Annotated in this window: 18 protein-coding genes; 11 read left to right on the top strand and 7 right to left on the bottom strand. The window is 38.9% G+C overall.

Annotated elements, in window-relative coordinates; genetic code table 11:
• Positions 1–71: 71 nt before the first annotated feature.
• The 8 genes from atpG (at position 72) to BLQ18_RS03040 (ending at position 7,858) form a co-directional block, all read left to right on the top strand.
• A complete protein-coding gene (gene atpG, locus BLQ18_RS03005; protein WP_090292463.1) occupies positions 72–929 on the top strand; it encodes an ATP synthase F1 subunit gamma in 858 nt (285 codons plus the stop codon).
• Between the two features lie 127 nt (positions 930–1,056).
• Positions 1,057–2,526 (top strand): lipopolysaccharide biosynthesis protein, encoded by a 1,470-nt coding sequence (locus BLQ18_RS03010; RefSeq protein ID WP_090292465.1) that lies wholly within the window; start codon positions 1,057–1,059, stop codon positions 2,524–2,526.
• Entirely contained in the window at positions 2,516–2,950 is a 435-nt protein-coding gene (gene dut, locus BLQ18_RS03015) for a dUTP diphosphatase (RefSeq protein WP_090292467.1), read from the top strand. Before BLQ18_RS03010 ends, dut begins: the two co-directional genes overlap by 11 nt.
• A gap of 80 nt (positions 2,951–3,030) precedes the next feature.
• On the top strand, positions 3,031–4,047 hold the full coding sequence (locus tag BLQ18_RS03020; protein ID WP_090292469.1) for a sugar phosphate nucleotidyltransferase: 1,017 nt from the start codon (positions 3,031–3,033) through the stop codon (positions 4,045–4,047).
• A gap of 40 nt (positions 4,048–4,087) precedes the next feature.
• Positions 4,088–5,008: a tetratricopeptide repeat protein gene (locus BLQ18_RS03025; RefSeq protein ID WP_175443707.1), complete on the top strand. Its 921-nt coding sequence runs from the start codon at positions 4,088–4,090 to the stop codon at positions 5,006–5,008.
• Positions 5,008–5,790 carry a lipoprotein insertase outer membrane protein LolB1 gene (gene lolB1, locus BLQ18_RS03030; RefSeq protein ID WP_090292474.1) on the top strand — a complete coding sequence of 261 codons (783 nt, stop codon included), beginning with the start codon at positions 5,008–5,010 and terminating at the stop codon, positions 5,788–5,790. Before BLQ18_RS03025 ends, lolB1 begins: the two co-directional genes overlap by 1 nt.
• 37 nt (positions 5,791–5,827) lie before the next feature.
• Complete coding sequence (locus BLQ18_RS03035; RefSeq protein WP_090292476.1) at positions 5,828–7,018, top strand: murein hydrolase activator EnvC family protein; 1,191 nt, start codon at positions 5,828–5,830, stop codon at positions 7,016–7,018.
• 3 nt (positions 7,019–7,021) lie between these two features.
• Entirely contained in the window at positions 7,022–7,858 is an 837-nt protein-coding gene (locus tag BLQ18_RS03040) for an aldo/keto reductase (RefSeq protein WP_090292478.1), read from the top strand.
• Positions 7,859–7,962: 104 nt separating this feature from the next.
• On the opposite strand, the gene BLQ18_RS03045 is transcribed toward BLQ18_RS03040, so the two are convergent.
• Positions 7,963–8,475, bottom strand: a complete 513-nt coding sequence (locus BLQ18_RS03045) for an acyl-CoA thioesterase (RefSeq protein WP_090292480.1) — start codon at positions 8,473–8,475, stop codon at positions 7,963–7,965.
• Between the two features lie 57 nt (positions 8,476–8,532).
• Positions 8,533–9,477, bottom strand: coding sequence for an HU domain-containing protein (locus BLQ18_RS03050; RefSeq protein WP_090292482.1), 945 nt, complete (start codon positions 9,475–9,477; stop codon positions 8,533–8,535).
• Positions 9,478–9,582: 105 nt separating this feature from the next.
• On the opposite strand from BLQ18_RS03050, the gene dprA reads away from it, so the two are divergent.
• Both dprA and BLQ18_RS03060 read left to right on the top strand, forming a co-directional pair.
• On the top strand, positions 9,583–10,689 hold the full coding sequence (dprA, locus tag BLQ18_RS03055) for a DNA-processing protein DprA (protein ID WP_090292483.1): 1,107 nt from the start codon (positions 9,583–9,585) through the stop codon (positions 10,687–10,689).
• Positions 10,690–10,873: 184 nt separating this feature from the next.
• A complete protein-coding gene (locus tag BLQ18_RS03060) occupies positions 10,874–11,176 on the top strand; it encodes a GIY-YIG nuclease family protein (protein WP_090292485.1) in 303 nt (100 codons plus the stop codon).
• 258 nt (positions 11,177–11,434) lie between these two features.
• Here BLQ18_RS03060 and trpS read toward each other — a convergent pair whose 3' ends face one another.
• Complete coding sequence (gene trpS / locus BLQ18_RS03065) at positions 11,435–12,403, bottom strand: tryptophan--tRNA ligase (RefSeq protein ID WP_090292487.1); 969 nt, start codon at positions 12,401–12,403, stop codon at positions 11,435–11,437.
• 179 nt (positions 12,404–12,582) lie between these two features.
• Here trpS and BLQ18_RS03070 point away from each other — a divergent pair, with 179 nt between their 5' ends.
• Entirely contained in the window at positions 12,583–13,350 is a 768-nt protein-coding gene (locus tag BLQ18_RS03070; RefSeq protein WP_090292490.1) for a lysophospholipid acyltransferase family protein, read from the top strand.
• Here the strand turns inward: BLQ18_RS03070 and BLQ18_RS03075 are convergent.
• The 4 genes from BLQ18_RS03075 to BLQ18_RS03090 all read right to left on the bottom strand — a co-directional run bounded on the left by BLQ18_RS03075 (position 13,347) and on the right by BLQ18_RS03090 (position 17,100).
• Positions 13,347–14,471, bottom strand: coding sequence for a histidine kinase (locus BLQ18_RS03075; protein WP_175443708.1), 1,125 nt, complete (start codon positions 14,469–14,471; stop codon positions 13,347–13,349). The two genes, BLQ18_RS03070 and BLQ18_RS03075, sit on opposite strands and share 4 nt — an antisense overlap.
• A 188-nt stretch (positions 14,472–14,659) precedes the next feature.
• On the bottom strand, positions 14,660–16,087 hold the full coding sequence (locus BLQ18_RS03080) for an outer membrane beta-barrel protein (protein WP_139150352.1): 1,428 nt from the start codon (positions 16,085–16,087) through the stop codon (positions 14,660–14,662).
• A 10-nt stretch (positions 16,088–16,097) separates the two neighbouring features.
• Positions 16,098–16,628 (bottom strand): RNA polymerase sigma factor, encoded by a 531-nt coding sequence (locus BLQ18_RS03085; RefSeq protein ID WP_090292496.1) that lies wholly within the window; start codon positions 16,626–16,628, stop codon positions 16,098–16,100.
• A gap of 37 nt (positions 16,629–16,665) precedes the next feature.
• On the bottom strand, positions 16,666–17,100 hold the full coding sequence (locus BLQ18_RS03090; protein ID WP_090292497.1) for a hypothetical protein: 435 nt from the start codon (positions 17,098–17,100) through the stop codon (positions 16,666–16,668).
• Positions 17,101–17,104 lie beyond the last annotated feature (4 nt).

The following is a 17,104-nucleotide window of genomic DNA, read 5'->3' on the forward strand; positions in this document are numbered from 1 at the left end:
TCAGTAGTTAGTATTGAGTAATTTAAACGTACTCAATACCCAATACTAGAATCTCAATACTAAACAATAGTATGGCAAATCTAAAGGAAATACGAAACAGGATCTCATCCATTGCATCGACCATGCAGATTACCAGTGCCATGAAAATGGTTTCTGCTGCAAAGTTGAAAAAAGCTCAGGATGCGATTACAGCTATGCGTCCCTATTCGGACAAGCTTACAGAACTTTTGCAAGGCCTAAGTGCCAGCTTGGAGGGCGATGGAGGTAGTGAGTACGCCATCAGCAGACCAGTGAATAAAGTTTTGGTTGTTTCCATTACATCAAACAGAGGACTTTGTGGGGCGTTCAACTCGAACATTATCAAGCAAAGTAATCTGTTGGTTGCTGAAACCTACGCTGGAAAACAGGTAGATTTCTTGACCATTGGTAAAAAAGGAAACGATATTCTTCGTAAAAAGAACACCATTGTGGCCAACCACAGTGAGGTTTATGATGATTTGACTTTTGACAACGTAGCTGAAATTGCTGAGTTTTTGATGGAGCAGTTTACCTCAGGTCAATATGATAAAATTGATTTGGTGTACAACAAGTTCAAGAATGCTGCAACTCAAATTGTAATGACTGAGAAGTTCTTGCCAATTTCTGTGGAAGGTGAAACCAATGGAGCTTCCGATTATATTTTTGAGCCATCCAAGGCTGAGATCGTGGAGCAGTTGATTCCAAAATCATTAAAAACACAATTGTACAAGGCGATCCGTGATTCTTTTGCAAGTGAGCACGGTGCCCGTATGACAGCTATGCACAAAGCAACCGATAACGCTGGTGAGTTGAAGAACGAGTTAACACTTACCTACAACAAAGCACGTCAGGCTGCCATTACCAACGAAATTTTGGAGATCGTTGGTGGAGCAGAGGCGTTGAACAACTAGAATAAAACATATTCCATATAGAAAGGTCACCAAGTTGGTGACCTTTTTGTTTTTCTTAGTATCACGGGTTAGGGCTTTTGTGTAACTTGTAGCCACCTAATCAAGGTTTTTAAAGAACACGCATCTATTGAATCCGCTAAAGAGGCTTTTTAAGCAGACTTTTATATACGGTTTGGCCACGGTAATGCCGCGGGTCATTTCTTTCTTTTTACTGCCCCTCTATACTGCAGTTTTCGAAAATGCTTCGGGTTACGGACAATACACCAATATTTACGCATGGATAGCCATCTTTAATGTCTTTTTGGCCTACGGGATGGAAACAGCTTTTTTCCGTTTTTACCATAAAAGTCAAGATAAGGCAAAGGTAATTTCCACATCATTGATTTCTTTGATGGCATCTTCATTGTTGTTTTTGATTTTGGCGCTTTCCATCAAACAATGGCTGTCCGATGTGACCAACATCAATGTGGATTACCTAAAGTTTACCACCTATATTCTGGTGTTGGATGCTTTGGTCATCATCCCATTTGCGTTATTGCGAGCGAATGAAAAACCAATGCGCTATGCGGTGCTTAAAACCATTAATGTAGCTATCAATCTTGGGTTTAATGTCTTTTTCTTGTTGATATTGCCCAATCTGGCCCAAGAAGCAGATACAGGACTTTGGAACTCCTTGCATAAACCGAATTGGGAAATCCACTACGTTTTAATTTCCAATGTGATTGCCAGTGCTATTACTTTGTTGATTTTAGTGCCAAGCTACTTTAAAGCTTCGTATAGTTTCGATGCAGCACTTTGGAAGCAAATGCTCAAGTACGCAGGTCCAGTGATGTTAGCTGGTGTTGCTTTTACTATTAATGAGGTGCTCGATAAAATCCTTTTAACAGAATTATTGCCCAGTGATATCGCTGAATCTGAAGTTGGAAAATATGGCGCTTGTTACAAATTGGCCTTGTTCATGACATTGTTTGGCACTGCATTTCGAATGGGAGTGGAACCTTTCTTTTTCAGTCATGCCAAAACAGAAAAGCCACAAAAAACCTATGCTCAGATTACCAATTACTTTGTAATTATGGGAAGCATTATTTTGTTGGGTGTTGTGGTGTTTATAGATGTATTGGGAAAATTGCTCTTACATAATCCTGTCTATTGGGAAGCCTTGGATGTAGTGCCTATTATTTTATTGGGAAGTTTCTGTTTGGGAATCTATCACAACCTATCCGTTTGGTACAAGGTCACCGATCAAACCAAATTTGGGGCTTACATTTCTTCTTTTGGAGCTTTACTTACTTTGATTATCAATATTTGGTTCATTCCTAAAATAGGATATATGGCATCCGCATTGGCCACTTTGGCCGCTTATGGCAGTATGATGGTCCTTTCCTATTACTTTGGTCGTAAATACTACCCAGTACCCTATAACATGCGAAAAATAACGTTCTATTTGGGTGTATCAATCCTGTTTTCAGCCCTTTCGTTCTATGTTTTTAATAGAAATTTAATAGCAGGCAGCGTACTACTTTTGTTATTTTTGGGGTTAGTGTATAAGATGGAAGGAGATAATTTAAGAAGCATATTTTTAAAGCGTGGAGATTAAAGTCATTAACAAATCAGGGCATGCATTGCCACATTACGAAACCCTTGCCTCGGCAGGAATGGACCTAAGGGCCAATATTGAATCACCCATTGTGCTAAAACCATTGGAAAGAGCCATTGTTCCTACGGGAATTTTTATGGAACTGCCTATTGGAGTGGAAGCCCAAGTTCGACCTAGAAGTGGATTGGCGGCAAAAAAAGGCATTACAGTTTTAAACGCTCCCGGAACCATTGATGCGGATTATAGAGGCGAAGTTGGGGTAATTTTAGCCAATTTATCCTCTGAAGAGTTTACTGTTGAAAACGGTGAGCGAATTGCCCAAATGGTGATTGCCAAACACGAACGTGCCGAATGGGTAGAAGTAGATTCCCTTTCAGAAACAGATAGGGGAGCTGGTGGTTTTGGCAGCACTGGAACCAAATAACGAAGAATGTCAGGTCGAGCGTTGTCGAGACCTCTATAAATTAAATTTAAAAAAATACCTGCCTCCGCAGGTGTGTGAATATGAAAATAATCGTACCGATGGCGGGAAGAGGATCCCGTTTAAGACCACATACATTGACCATTCCCAAACCTTTGATTCCTGTAGCGGGCAAACCTATCGTGCACCGTTTGGTGGAGGATATTGCCAAGGTTTTGGGCGAACCTATCGAGGAAGTTGCCTTTATTTTGGGCGACCCTGCTTTTTTTGGTGATGATGTGGTGGAAAGTTTGATGGATCTAGCCGAGAGTTTAGGCGCTAAGGGTTCCATTTACCGTCAGGATCAACCTTTAGGTACTGGACATGCCATTATGAGTGCCAAGGAGTCTCTAAACGGACCAGCTGTGATTGCATATGCCGACACCTTGATTCGTGCCGATTTCGACTTGGATAGAACGGCAGATAGTGTGATTTGGGTAAAGCAAGTGGAACATCCAGAAGCATATGGTGTGGTGCAACTCAATACTAGTAATGAAATAGTGGAATTGGTAGAAAAGCCCAAAGAGTTTGTTTCTGACCTGGCTGTTATCGGCATTTACTATTTTAAGGACGTAGGTGTGCTTAAAAATGAGCTTCAACACGTATTGGAGAATAACATTACCCACGGTGGTGAATATCAAATCAATGATGGCATTAAACGCATGATGGAAAAGGGCATGAAATTTGTTCCAGGTAAGGTGGATGAATGGATGGATTGCGGCAACAAAAACGTTACCGTGGAAACCAACCAACGAATGTTAGGATTTTTGGAAAATGAGGGGGAGAATTTAATTGCTAATTCCGTGCAACAAGAAAATGCCAATATTATCGAACCTTGTTTCATTGGAGAGAACGTTGTGCTTAAAAATACCACGGTTGGACCTTATGTTTCGGTAGGTTCGAATACGGTTTTGGAAAATTCAACCATTAAGAACAGTTTGATCCAAAGCAATAGTAAAATATCCAATGCCAATTTAGACAACGCAATGATTGGTAATTTTGTAGTGTATGATGGTAATTTTGAATCCATTAGCATTGGAGATTATTCCGTTTTGGAATAACTTTAGGATGGTTTTCGGTTTGAAGGGGATTTAGGATGTTATGATAAAGATGTTTACTTTTTGGTTGGTTTTAGCTGTGTTTATTTCAACACAGAGCATTGCCATTGCCCAAGAAGAACAAGAAAGCGCCGAAGTCTATCTCGAAGAATATACCGATGAGTTTCAAGAAAACTTTTTTGAGGCCTTAAAGCAAAAAGGCATTCAAAACTATGATAGGGCTATTGACCTGTTGCTGAAGTGCAAGGAATTGGAGCCCAAGAATAGTGTCGTGGATTATGAATTGGGCAAAGCCTATCTTCTCGACAAAAAATATGTGCAAGCCCAAGAATATGCAATTGAGGCACTTATATCCGAACCCACCGATTTTTGGTATTTGGACAATCTACTGACCATTTTGGAGAAGCAAGGAAGCCAAATTGAAACTGTGCAGCAGCAAATTCCTTATGACAATCAAAAGCTCAAAGAAAACATGGCGCTGTCATTCTTCAAAAAGAAAAAGTTTAAAGAGGCACTAATAGTTACCAAGGAGCTCAAAGGTTCGAAATTGGCAAATGATCTCACCCTTAAAATCAATGATTCTTTGCAACAAGACAAAGAGGAGGTTGTTGCTAAAACAGAACCAAAGGAAGAAAACACTCCCAATGACCCCGTAAGGCAATTAAAGTCTGAAATGGATATCTTAATGACAAATGGGGAGTATAAAAAACTGTTGGAAGCATCTAAAGATGCTTTGGACAATTATCCACTTCAACCTTATTTCTATTTGGCATACGGCAAGGCATTAAGCAATACATCCAATGCAAACAAGGCCGTAGAGGTTATGGAAAGCGGTTTGGATTATATTTTGGACGACGCCAAGTTGACCAATGCGTTTTATGAAGAACTTTCAAAGGCCTATTCCAAGTTGGGGAACACCCAAAAGGCGAATGAGTATTTAAACAAAATCAATTCAGGATTATAATGCAACGATATAGAAGCATAGTAACTAAAATTAGCTTTGTGCTTATTGCAGTGCTCACTTTGGGAGCATGTAAAGGCACCAAAGCAATCACGGGTGGCGAAGTGGATGCACGGATGTCTACGAATAGCATCATCAAAAACCATTATTCTAATCAATCAGAATTCAAGACTTTGAGTGGCAAGGTAAAAATTGATTATACCGATGGCGAGGATTCACAGGGTGTTAATGTGAGTTTACGAATGGAAAAGGACAAGGTGATTTGGATGAGCGCACCCCTAGGCGTTGTTAAGGCCCATATCACTCCAGAAAAAGTTTCTTTCTATAACAAGTTAAACAATGAGTATTTCGATGGGGATTTCAGCTACTTAAGCAATTTATTGGGCACCGAGTTGGATTTTGAAAAAGTTCAGAATTTATTGTTGGGGAATGCTGTTTTGGATTTAAGAAGGGAGAAATTCAATTCTGGTGTTTATGAAGGCAATTACCAATTGACCCCAAAAAAGGCTAGGGAACTTTTTAAAATCATCTTTCAAGTAGAGCCCAAAAACTTTAAAATAGCATCCCAAGAAATTTCACAACCCGAACAGGCAAGACAATTAAAAGCGAATTATACCTATCAGGATATTTCAGGAAAGGTATTGCCAGACCAAATCAATATTGTTGCTGAAGAAGAAGGCGATTTTACCACCATTGAACTTAGTTTTCGTAACTTGGAATTGGACAAACCCATGAATTTCCCTTATAAGGTACCAAAAGGGTATGATAAAATAACATTAAAGTAATTTGAAAAATAAATTCACTTATTGTTTTTATTTACTGATGGTTACCTTTTTGGTTTCTAGTTCATCTTTTGGCCAAACCAGTGAACAAAAAGCCTTAGAAGCTAAAAGAGAAAGACTTCAAGAAGAAATTAAGGAAATCAACCGACTGCTCTTTGCGGAACGTAAAGAAAAGGGAACTATTCTAGACCAAATGGAAGCCTTGGACAACAAAATCAATGTGCGTCAGCAGTTGATTCGGGTGACCAACCAACAATCCAATTTGCTCAATCGTCAAATCAATGTCAACATAAGAAACATCAGTAAGCTTCGGGAGGATTTAGAGATCCTAAAAGAAGACTACGCCAACTTGATCCAAAAAACCTATCAAAATAAATCTCAGAGCAATCGACTCATGTTCTTGTTGTCCGCGGAGAATTTCTTTCAAGGCCTCAAAAGGCTCCAGTATATGCAGCAATATGCAAAGCATAGAAAAAAGCAAGGAGAAGGAATAGTTGCCAAAACGGAGGAGCTAACCCAATTGAATCAAGATTTAGTTCGCCAACGAAGGGAGAAAGAACAATTGCTGGCCGAAAACCAAGCAGCAAAGGTGGAGCTGGATAAGGAAATAGCAACACAAAGGAGCCTTTTAACGAGCATTAAACAAAATGAGGCCAAATACACCGCTGCCATTGCTGAAAAGCAACGAGAGGCCCGTAAAATTGACAACGAAATTGAACGATTGATCAAGAGTGCCATTGCGAGTTCAAACAAGAGTTCTGGAAAATCTACAAGTAGTGCCACTTTTGCCCTTACTCCTGAAGCTAAATTGGTTGCGGATAATTTCTCTTCCAACAAAGGAAGACTTATATGGCCTGTGGAAAAAGGAGTAAAAAGCCAAGGTTATGGAGTGTATGCAGACAAGCTGTATCCTGGAATTAAGCATCGAAACAATGGAGTAACCATTACCACGGATAAAGGGAGCAAGGCTAGAGCGATTTTTGAGGGCGAGGTCATAGCTATTTTGACCGTTCCTGGCGGTAACAAAGGCGTTCAGATTAAACACGGAAATTATATCAGTACCTACTATAACCTTTCCACCTTATATGTAAAAAAAGGGGATAAAGTGGCTGCAAAAGAAGTGCTGGGCGATATTAATACCAATCGGTTTGACGGTACTACCAAATTGAAGTTTTATCTTTATAAAGATGCCAATCGTCTCAATCCCGAGGAGTGGATCTATCAACTTTAGCTTATGAAACCAATAACAGATTTACAAGGAACCTTTGAATTGCACAATGGGGTCCAAATGCCCTATTTTGGGTTGGGTGTTTATCTTTCCAAAGATGGTAGCGAAGTAATCAATGCGGTAAAGGATGCATTGAACCATGGTTATCGACATATTGATACCGCCGCAGTTTATAACAACGAAGAAGGCGTTGGAAAAGGTATCCGTGAAAGCAATGTGGCTCGTGAAGATGTATTTTTGGTAAGTAAAGTTTGGAACACCGATCAAGGGTATGAATCTACTTTAAAGGCCTTTGATGCCAGTTTGGAGCGATTGGGTACTGATTATCTCGATTTATATTTGATTCATTGGCCAAAAGGAGAGTTGAGTAAGGAAACTTGGCGAGCTATTGAAAAATTGTACAAAGAAAAAAGAGTGCGCGCTATTGGAGTGAGTAACTTTTTGCAACATCATTTGGAAGATTTACTGACCACTGCTGAAATTGTGCCTATGGTAAACCAAATGGAGTTCCATCCGTATTTGGTACAACAAGATTTGGTTGATTTTTGTGCCGCAAAGGGAATTCAATACGAAGCTTGGTCGCCGTTGATGCAGGGAAATATCTTCGAATTGGACATTATGAAAGTACTGGCCGCAAAATACAACAAGACCATTGCGCAAATTGTGTTGCGCTGGGATCTTCAAAAAGGGGTGGTTACCATTCCAAAATCATCCAAAAAAGAACGAATCATTGCCAATTCAGACCTATTCGATTTTGAACTATTTCAAGAAGACATGCAATTACTTGATGGACTGGATAAAGGCAAACGCTTTGGCCCAGACCCCGATAACTTCAATTTTTAATGCTATAAATGTCAGGTCGAGCGCAGTCGAGACCGCATTTAGGAATAAAAATGGAATAACCTCTCGACTGCGCTCGAGGTGACAACTATTTAACTCAAAATTAGTTAGGAAGTAAATAACGCTTTAAGCTCTGTCGCCTCAGCAGGTTTCATTTTACCTGCCAGCACCAAACTCAATTGCTTTCTGCGAAGAGCAGCAGCAAAACGCTCTTTTTCCAAATCGGTTTCTGGCTCCAAAGGAGGTACTTCTGTAGGTTTTCCAGTGTCATCAACAGCTACAAACGTATAAATGGCCTCATTGGCCTTGGTACGTTCGCCCGTAAAACGATCCTCTATCCAAACATCGATAAATATCTCCATTGAAGTTTTAAACGCTCTAGAAACAGCGGCTTCCACAGTAACAACACTACCTAGTGGCACAGCACGATTAAACGCTACGTGGTTAACCGATGCCGTAACTGTAATTCTTCTACTATGTCTACGGGCCGAAATACTTGCTGCACGATCCATTCGAGCCAACAATTCACCACCAAAAAGGTTGTTGAGTGGATTGGTTTCGCTGGGTAATACCAAATCGGTCATTACTGTACGGGATTCACTTGGAGTTTTTGCGCGCATACCTTGAATTTTTGCGCAAAGATATTGAAGTAGGGAATGGTTTTAAAAGAAAGTAGACTATTTCTCGGATAGCAACCAAGCATCCCTTGACTCTGTGGTTTTTACCTCTTTAAGAAATGCAAGTGCTTCTTTAGGGTCTTCAAAACTATCGTAAGCTACTTGGTGCAACCCATATTTGTTCACACCCAAATAAAAAGCATTGTACCCTTTATCCTTGAGTTGGGCCACACGTTTGTCAGCATTGTTTTCTTCACGAAAAGCACCTGCAATTACATGGTGTTTGCCCAATTGCTTTTTGGTAACGCTAATGTTAATGGCTGGAAGTTCCAATGGAGCACTTTCAAAAAAGGTAGCTTCCTGAATCAATTTGGAAACTTCGGTTTGAGCTTCTTGTTGAGCGGCAAATTCCTTTTTTTGATGGTTGTCGTAGGTGTTGTACCCAGTAAACCCAATGGAAACCGCCAACAGAATTACCGCAGCATATTTTAACCAAGGTCTAAAGGAGGTTTCTTCTCTTTTTTCTGGAGTTATAATGAACGGTATTTTTTCTTCCAACTCAACCACTTCTTCTTTTAGCACCTCTCTGTGAATCGGAGTGGCAGCAAAACTGGAAAGTCCAAAAGATGAGGTCAAGAAGTTGATTCTATTTTCAGGTTGAAACTGGATTCGCTTTTCTGAATTGTACCAAAGTTTACCGATAGAAAATAATTCAACAGTTTCACCTTGGTTAAGACGATTCATCCAATTTTGAGCAACTTCTTCCACTTCCTGAAGCATTTCTTCATACCCTAAATTCTTATCCTTGGCAATATGGGAAACCAAAAGGCCATCATTTTTGGATAATTGGGCATTAAAAGAAATGGATTTGCTCGGTGGGAGCAATGTATTGGAAGTAGCATCAATTGCTGCAGATGTACTATGTGCCAAAAACGCCCCAAAACCTGGAATCACGACACAATTGTAATCATACAGTAATTTCTCTATGTAAGAATCAATCCTCATTGCCACAAATATTGCAAAAAATGGGACAGTACAAAATATGCTGGATAACTTTTTATTAACATTTGAAAATCTGTATTTTGTGGACAACTTAACCACCCAAATCAAATGACTGAACCTGAAATTATTGCGGCCCTTCGGCTGCAAAACATACCCAATATTGGAGATGTTACTGCTAAAAAATTAATTTCCCATTGCGGAAGTCCAACAGCAGTTTTTGAGGACAAACCACAACACCTTTTAAAGATTGATGGCATTGGCAGGTTCACCATAAATGGTCTTTTTGATGCTATTTATTTGGAAGAAGCTAAAAAGGAGTATGAATTTATACTCAAAAATGACATTGCTTTTTCCTATTTCATGGATGAAACCTACCCATCTCGGTTGAAACATTGTGTTGATGGCCCTATTGTACTTTTTCAACGAGGGAATATGGAATTTGAGGGGAAGAAAATCATCAGCGTGGTGGGAACAAGGAACATTACCAGCTATGGAACTGCGTTTTGTGAACGATTTATTGAAGAAATTGCTCTATTAGATCCCATAATTGTGAGCGGATTGGCTTACGGCGTGGATATTGCTATACAAAAGGCGGCAATGGATCATGGTTTACAAACTATCGCCTGCTTGGCCCACGGATTGAACCAGATATATCCAAAAGCCCATAAAAAGTATGCTTCGAAATTGGAGCAAAATGGGGGTTTTATAACGGAATTTTGGAGTACGAGTAATCCCGACCGTGAAAATTTTTTAAAAAGGAATCGAATTGTTGCTGGAATAAGTGAAGCAACGATTGTTATTGAATCAGCAGAAAAAGGAGGGAGCCTGGTCACAGCGGATTTGGCCCACGACTATAACCGAGAAGTATTTGCGGTGCCTGGTCGGGCTACGGATAAATGGAGCAAGGGATGTAATGACCTTATTAAATTTCAAAAAGCGCACTTATTAACCTCTGCTGCTGAGTTAATTTACCTTTTAGGATGGGATATAGAGCCTAAAAAGGAGGTTCCAACTTTGCAAAAGCAGCTGTTCATCGAGTTAAATGACACAGAACAGTCTATCTATTCCTACTTGCAGTTGAACGGTAAACAATTGCTGGATACCGTTGCTTTGGAGTGCAATCTGCCCATTTTTAAAACTTCGTCCACTTTATTGACCATGGAAATGAAAGGCGTGATCCGACCACTGCCAGGTAAAATGTTTGAAGCGATTTAATCAATGGACAATTACCAATAAACAATGATCAATTACGTGTCATTCTGAGCGAAGCGAAGAATCTAATGTATTTGACGGGAGATTCTTCATTTCGGCTCAACCTCATTCAGAATGACAAAATATTGTCAATCAATCGTCATGCTGAACAAAGTGAAACATCTCGCTAAATATTAATTCTGAAGCTATGGATAAATATTGCGTCTATATTTTGACAAACAGGAATAAATCTGTACTATACACGGGCATAACCAATGATTTATCAAGAAGATTAATAGAACATATTGAGTGCATTAAAAACAATAAAAAGACATTTGCCGCAAAATATAAGTGTAAACACCTGGTTTACTATGAAGAATATGACTGGGTTCAAGAAGCCATAAGTCGAGAAAAGGAAATAAAAGGGTGGGTAAGAGCCAAAAAAGTCAAACTGATAAAGACTACAAATCCAAATTTTGAATTTTTAGAAGATGGCTTTATAAATATTTAGAATGTCATTCTGAGCATAGCGAAGAATCTCAATATTATTGAAAAGAAATTCTTCATTACGGCTTCGCTTTATTCAGAATGACAACCACTCAACGATGGGCTACATAACAGAACAGTTACCCTGTTTTCAGATGTAATTCAACCGAAATTTGGTCGCATAAATCGGAATTTAGGTTGATTTTAGCCCTAAGACTGGGATTCTTGTCAACTTTTCAAATTGAAAATCAAAGAAGTTTAAATTCGAATTTCCGATGAAGTGCTAATACCCCAACTTCTCACGAACACGGCCTAACACTTCATTGGCTACTTTTCTAGCTTTTTCCGCTCCGATGGCCAAAGCTTCGTCCACTTCGTTTAAGTGGTTCATGTAGTAGTCGAATTTTTCCCGAGGTTCGGAAAACCTTTCCATGATCACCTCATAAAGTGCTTGTTTGGCATGACCGTAGCCATAATTTCCAGCCAAATAATTGGCACTCATTTCTTCAATCTGTTCTTGTGAAGCCAACAATTTATACAGTGCAAACACATTATCGTTGGTTGGGTCTTTTGGGTCCTCCATGGGGGTACTGTCGGTTATAATGCCCATAACTTGTTTGCGCAACTTTTTATCTGGTTGAAACAAATTAATCAAATTGCCGCGGCTTTTGCTCATTTTTTCACCATCGGTTCCTGGTACATACATAGTATCCTCATGAACTTTAGCTTCAGGCATCACAAAGGTCTCGCCCATTTGGTTGTGGAATCTTGAGGCCACATCCCTTGTCATTTCCAAATGTTGCAATTGGTCTTTTCCAACGGGAACAATATCGGCATCATACAATAAAATATCGGCAGCCATCAGCATGGGATAGGTAAACAAGCCTGCATTTACATCTTCCAATCGATCGGCCTTATCCTTAAAAGAGTGGGCCAATGTTAATCTTTGGTAGGGAAAAAAGCAGCTCAAATACCAAGCTAATTCAGCGGTTTGGGGAATATCGCTTTGTCTATAAAAAACCGTCTTTTCAATATCAAGGCCAAATGCCAACCATGCTGCTGCAATGGCATGAGTATTGTTTCTCAATAACTCACCATCTTTGATTTGGGTGAGGGAATGCATATCGGCAATAAAAAGATAAGAATCATTTTTGGGGTCTTGTGCCATTTCAATGGCAGGCATAATTGCCCCCAAAATATTTCCTAAATGAGGTACACCTGTACTTTGTATGCCAGTCAGAATTCGGGCCATGCTTAAATTTTGCCCGTAAAAGTACGCATCCCAAGGAGATAAAAAAAGCGGCAAAAGTTACTTGTTCAAATTTTAAAAACTCTTGTATTACTATGAGTCAACTAGCTTATTTTGACTCCGAAATTTGAAGATTTCTGTGTAAGTCTTTTAAAGATGTTCAAAAATTCTACTTTTGACACATGCTTGGACTGATTAAAAACATTGGGCATGTTTTGTACAGAATATGGTTTTATATACTGGTTGCAGTGCCCATACTTATTTTCTTTCCCATTTTATTGGCATTGACTTTTTCTGAAAGCACCTACCCTCAGTTTTTCTGGATGGCCAGAAACTTTTGGGCTAGACCCATATTATATGGGATGGGTTGCTTTCCAAAAATTGTAAGGGAGCAGCGCATGGAAAAAGGCAAGAGTTATATGCTGGTTTCTAACCATACCAGTATGTTGGATATTATGCTGATGTTGGTTGTGAGTAGAAACCCATTTGTGTTTGTAGGTAAAAAGGAACTAGTTAAAATTCCCTTGTTTGGGTTTTTCTATAAACGGGTTTGTATAATGGTGGATCGTGATGATGTTCGTAGCCGAACAGGCGTCTATCGCCGCGCCCAAAGGAGATTGGACCAAGGGTTGAGCATTTGTATTTTTCCAGAGGGCGGTGTGCCTGACGAGGATATTCTTTTAGATCAATTTAAAGATGGGGCCTTTAAAATGGCCATTGCCCATAAAATTCCAGTAGTTCCGATGACCTTTCTAGACAATAAAAAACGGTTTTCATTTACTTTTTTGAGTGGTGGTCCTGGAAGAATTCGAGTGAAAGTGCATCCTTTTTTTGAAACGGGAATTCTTGCACCTAGTGACACCTCCACGTTGCGGGAAGAAGTGCGAGAGATTATGCTCAAAGAACTTTTAAATTCAGATAAATCCAACTCCGAGATATCGGTGGCTTAATGTAAGTTTGGTAGTTGAAGTGAAATCTTTCTAATACATGATTCAGGTTCTTTAACAAATGAAAGTTCTTTATCGATATTGTATTGTTTCACTGAATTGAGGATTTCAACCTGTTCTTTCCAGGGTTCTACATCTTTTTTAAACTTTTCTTCACTGGAACCATCACATTTTTGATCTTGGATAGTGATATCAACTTTTGAGTTTGATAAATTGAAGTTAACAGTCAGAAATTGCTTGTTTTTGGCAAAATAGACACTGCTTTCTACAATATTGTCCAATAGTGATTGAATCACAAATGAGGGGATGACGGCATCATTCAAGTGTTCTTCACCACTATCTATTTTAATAGAAAATTCAAAAATCCCTTCATAACGTAAGCGTTGCAGTTTAAGGTACCTGTTCAGCATTTCGATTTCATCCTTCAATGGAATGGTGTCCTTATCCAATTGATTCAAATAAAACCGAATGAGCTTGCTGAAAGTAGAAAGGTAATCTAATGCCAATCGTTTATTTTCTTGATAGATAAAATATTGAATTGAATTTAAAGCGTTGAAAACGAAATGCGGATGGAGTTGGGTGTTCAATACTTTGAGCCTTAACTCAACCATTTCTTCCCTTATTTTAATTAGGTTTTCTTGCTTTTCTAAAAGTGCTTCCCCATCTCTTATACTTTTAATTTTCAAAGCACAAATAGAGGCGATAACGGATAGCATTTTTACATGCTGTTCGGTAAAAAAGTCTTTTTCGGGATGTTCACAGTTCAGAACCCCATAAATTTGATTGTCTTGACTAATGGGTACGCAAATTTCTGAAAGTCTTTCGCTGCTATTATTGATCTTGTTTGAAGTGTCTTCAAGGTAACGAGGTTCCTTAGAGGTGTCATTAATTAATTCGTATACACCAGTTGAGGCAACAGTTCCTGTGATACCCGAACCAATGGGAATTTCTATGGGGTCTTTTATTAGTTTTTCATTCAAGCTTTTTGGTCCGTGTGCTGCTTTTTGAATGAGTTTTTTACCGCTGTCATCTATCATGTAAACAACAGAATCAACATGTCCTAATTTTGAAAAGCAGTTTTTGGCAACACTCCATAAAATATCCTCCTCATTTGTTTTGTCCATCAAGGATTTAGTAAAATAGATAAGAATATCTTCAAATTGACCTGATTTCAAGATGATTATGGTTAGGGATTAAAGTTCAATGTAAGAAAATAATTGAAAATAAGTGAACAAAAAAAGCGCCCTATATGGAGATTGGGCGCCTAATTGATTGCTTAAAGGAGCAATCTTCCTAACCAACGTTTTGTTTCCTAAAACTTAAAGCTTAGTCCGCTATAAACCCCAATGGAATAGGGGCGGAAATTACCTGAAGTATTGGAAAATGTGTTTAACTGATATTTAAAAACAGGTTCAATATTCAATTGTATTTTTGATGTAAAATCGTAGTTGACACCCATTCCAAAATTGGCACTAAAGTTTAATGCATTTACATTGTTGGCTTCGCCAACTTCGGTTACCATTTCATTGGATTCCAGTAATACCGAATTGTCAACAAGAAAAAGTGAACTTACCCCACCAATTACGTCTACCCCAAACTTTTTGTCGACAAGGGCATAATTTAGTTCCAAGGGCACCTCTATATAGCCCAATTGTTGTACCATTTTCCCATCCAGGGCTGGGGCAGTTGCCAATGCAATTTCTTTGCTATCTACATTAGAAATACTCTTACCAGAGTTTCTGCTTTGCACTATAATATTTTCTCCTGTATTGGAATAATTAATGTTAGCTATTTTTTCATTGGCCGAAGTGCGAAGGGTAGAAGAGAAAATAATATCCTCGGTGTCGTAACCATAGTTTACCTTGTGTACCCCTGATCGTATTTTAAGTCGGCTTCCAATTTCATAGGCAACGCCTACACCATAACTCATATTGAAGTTTCCTGATTTGGAGTTGGTTTCAAAATCGGGATGAATAGGAGAACCACTACCACTGCCATTAAAATAAACTGGAGCTACTGTAGGGCCAAAGGACCATTTGTCCGCTTTGTTTTCTACTATCTCGGACTCTAATTCTTTTTGCTCATCAATAGCTTCGTAAATCGATTTCTTTTTCTGTTCTTCCTCATTGTTTTCAGCTATGATAGCTTCCTCTTTTGAAGTTGTTTTTGCGACATTGTTTTTTGATGCTGGATTGGTTTGCGCAATTGTACTTTCCTTTTCAGAAGCTGAATCGACAGCTTCGTAAGTTTTGGTAGAAGTTAAATCATCTTCCTCCGTGTTGTCCAAATTGGAAGCTAATGCTGGTTGCTCTGTTTTGCTAACAGAGGTTCCGTTTTGGTTAGATTTTAATGCTGAATTGTAAGATTTTGTTGCTGCATCATTTTTATCAATGGCGTTATCAGAATTGGCCAAACTTTCTGAGGAAACGGTCTCGATTTCCTTTGAATCTGTACCCTCCTTGAAAGATTTACTCTTTCTTGATGGATTTGATGTATTTTCAATGTCAGAAATTGTTGGTGTATCCAATATCTCATCTTCAGCAAATGGGTTTATTGTCCATAATGCAATGGCTAATGCTGCGGCCACGCCACCAAGCTGCCACCATATTGGAATGATGAGCCTTTTTTGTTTCTTTTTGTTCAATGAGGCTTCAATGTTGTTCCAAACTTTTGGGTCTGGAACTTCTTCAAAACCTTGAAAGGTTTCCTTGAACAATTGCTCTAAATTCTTTTTCCCCATGGTCATCTGTTTAAGCAATGTTGATTTTGGTCTTTTCTATTTTTTCTCTCAAAATTGATTTGGCCCTTGCCAAGTTCGATTTTGATGTTCCTGTGGATGTTCCCAACATCTCACTGATTTCTTTGTGACTAAAGCCATCCAAAACATATAGGTTAAAGGTTATCCTATATTTGTTGGGTAACTCTTGAATATGTTGTAATAATGTTGATAAGCTAATATCTGTCCCTTCTGTTTCCACCTCATGGCTTTCTTCCATATTATCGGTAACTACATTCAGGAATTGGTCTTTACGGTATTTTTGTAGTACCGTATTTACGGTGATCCGCTTGATCCAACCTTCAAAGGAGCCTTTAAATTGAAACTGGTCTATTTTGTCAAAAATGGTCATAAAGCTATCATGGAGGTTGTCTTCAGCCTCCGCCTTATTCTTGGAATACTTTAGACACATTCCGAAAAGTACACTTGAATATCTTCTGTACAGTTCAGCCTGCGCTTGCCGTTCCCCTTTTTTGCAATTATGTATCAGTTCATCAAGATCCAAATGTTGGTCAATTTTGGATTATGTAAAGTTCTTTTTCTTATGGATTTGTTCCTTCAACAGGTACAGTGTATTCAATAAATTGTGGATTGCCGTTTGCATCATCCCCTGCATAAAACCTAAAATTGTACTCATCGGTATAGATTACACTAAACCGCAATGTAGCCGTTACTTCTTCAATTGCTTCGGTGCATGCTACATCCTGATCTGTCAAAACAGAGCCAATAACTACAACATCCCTTCCTGTTTGTGTAGTCTTGGTTACATCAAAACCTTCAAAATAGGTGCAACCGTTGGGTCTGTAAAACAAAACATCGATATCGTAGGTCTTCCCGAGCTCAAAAAATTCGGGCATATCAGCCTCAATAACATCTAAGGTAGTAAAGTAAAAATTGGGGGAGTCATCATCCGAACTACAAGAAACGAACCATGAGAATGCCACTACATACATAATGGACATAAAAACTTTTTTCATAATC

Source organism: Flagellimonas zhangzhouensis (assembly GCF_900102925.1).
GTDB classification, from domain to species: domain Bacteria; phylum Bacteroidota; class Bacteroidia; order Flavobacteriales; family Flavobacteriaceae; genus Flagellimonas; species Flagellimonas zhangzhouensis.

Coding starts and splice junctions, on each gene's coding strand:
- BLQ18_RS03025 (WP_175443707.1), top strand. CDS start 4,088: ATGATAAAGATGTTTACTTTTTGGTTGGTTTTAGCTGTGTTTATTTCA.
- BLQ18_RS03075 (WP_175443708.1), bottom strand. CDS start 14,471: ATGGACAAAACAAATGAGGAGGATATTTTATGGAGTGTTGCCAAAAAC.
- BLQ18_RS03040 (WP_090292478.1), top strand. CDS start 7,022: ATGAAACCAATAACAGATTTACAAGGAACCTTTGAATTGCACAATGGG.
- BLQ18_RS03060 (WP_090292485.1), top strand. CDS start 10,874: ATGGATAAATATTGCGTCTATATTTTGACAAACAGGAATAAATCTGTA.
- dprA (WP_090292483.1), top strand. CDS start 9,583: ATGACTGAACCTGAAATTATTGCGGCCCTTCGGCTGCAAAACATACCC.
- BLQ18_RS03045 (WP_090292480.1), bottom strand. CDS start 8,475: ATGCGCGCAAAAACTCCAAGTGAATCCCGTACAGTAATGACCGATTTG.
- BLQ18_RS03020 (WP_090292469.1), top strand. CDS start 3,031: ATGAAAATAATCGTACCGATGGCGGGAAGAGGATCCCGTTTAAGACCA.
- BLQ18_RS03090 (WP_090292497.1), bottom strand. CDS start 17,100: ATGAAAAAAGTTTTTATGTCCATTATGTATGTAGTGGCATTCTCATGG.
- atpG (WP_090292463.1), top strand. CDS start 72: ATGGCAAATCTAAAGGAAATACGAAACAGGATCTCATCCATTGCATCG.
- trpS (WP_090292487.1), bottom strand. CDS start 12,403: ATGGCCCGAATTCTGACTGGCATACAAAGTACAGGTGTACCTCATTTA.
- BLQ18_RS03050 (WP_090292482.1), bottom strand. CDS start 9,477: ATGAGGATTGATTCTTACATAGAGAAATTACTGTATGATTACAATTGT.
- BLQ18_RS03035 (WP_090292476.1), top strand. CDS start 5,828: ATGGTTACCTTTTTGGTTTCTAGTTCATCTTTTGGCCAAACCAGTGAA.
- BLQ18_RS03080 (WP_139150352.1), bottom strand. CDS start 16,087: ATGGGGAAAAAGAATTTAGAGCAATTGTTCAAGGAAACCTTTCAAGGT.
- lolB1 (WP_090292474.1), top strand. CDS start 5,008: ATGCAACGATATAGAAGCATAGTAACTAAAATTAGCTTTGTGCTTATT.
- BLQ18_RS03070 (WP_090292490.1), top strand. CDS start 12,583: ATGCTTGGACTGATTAAAAACATTGGGCATGTTTTGTACAGAATATGG.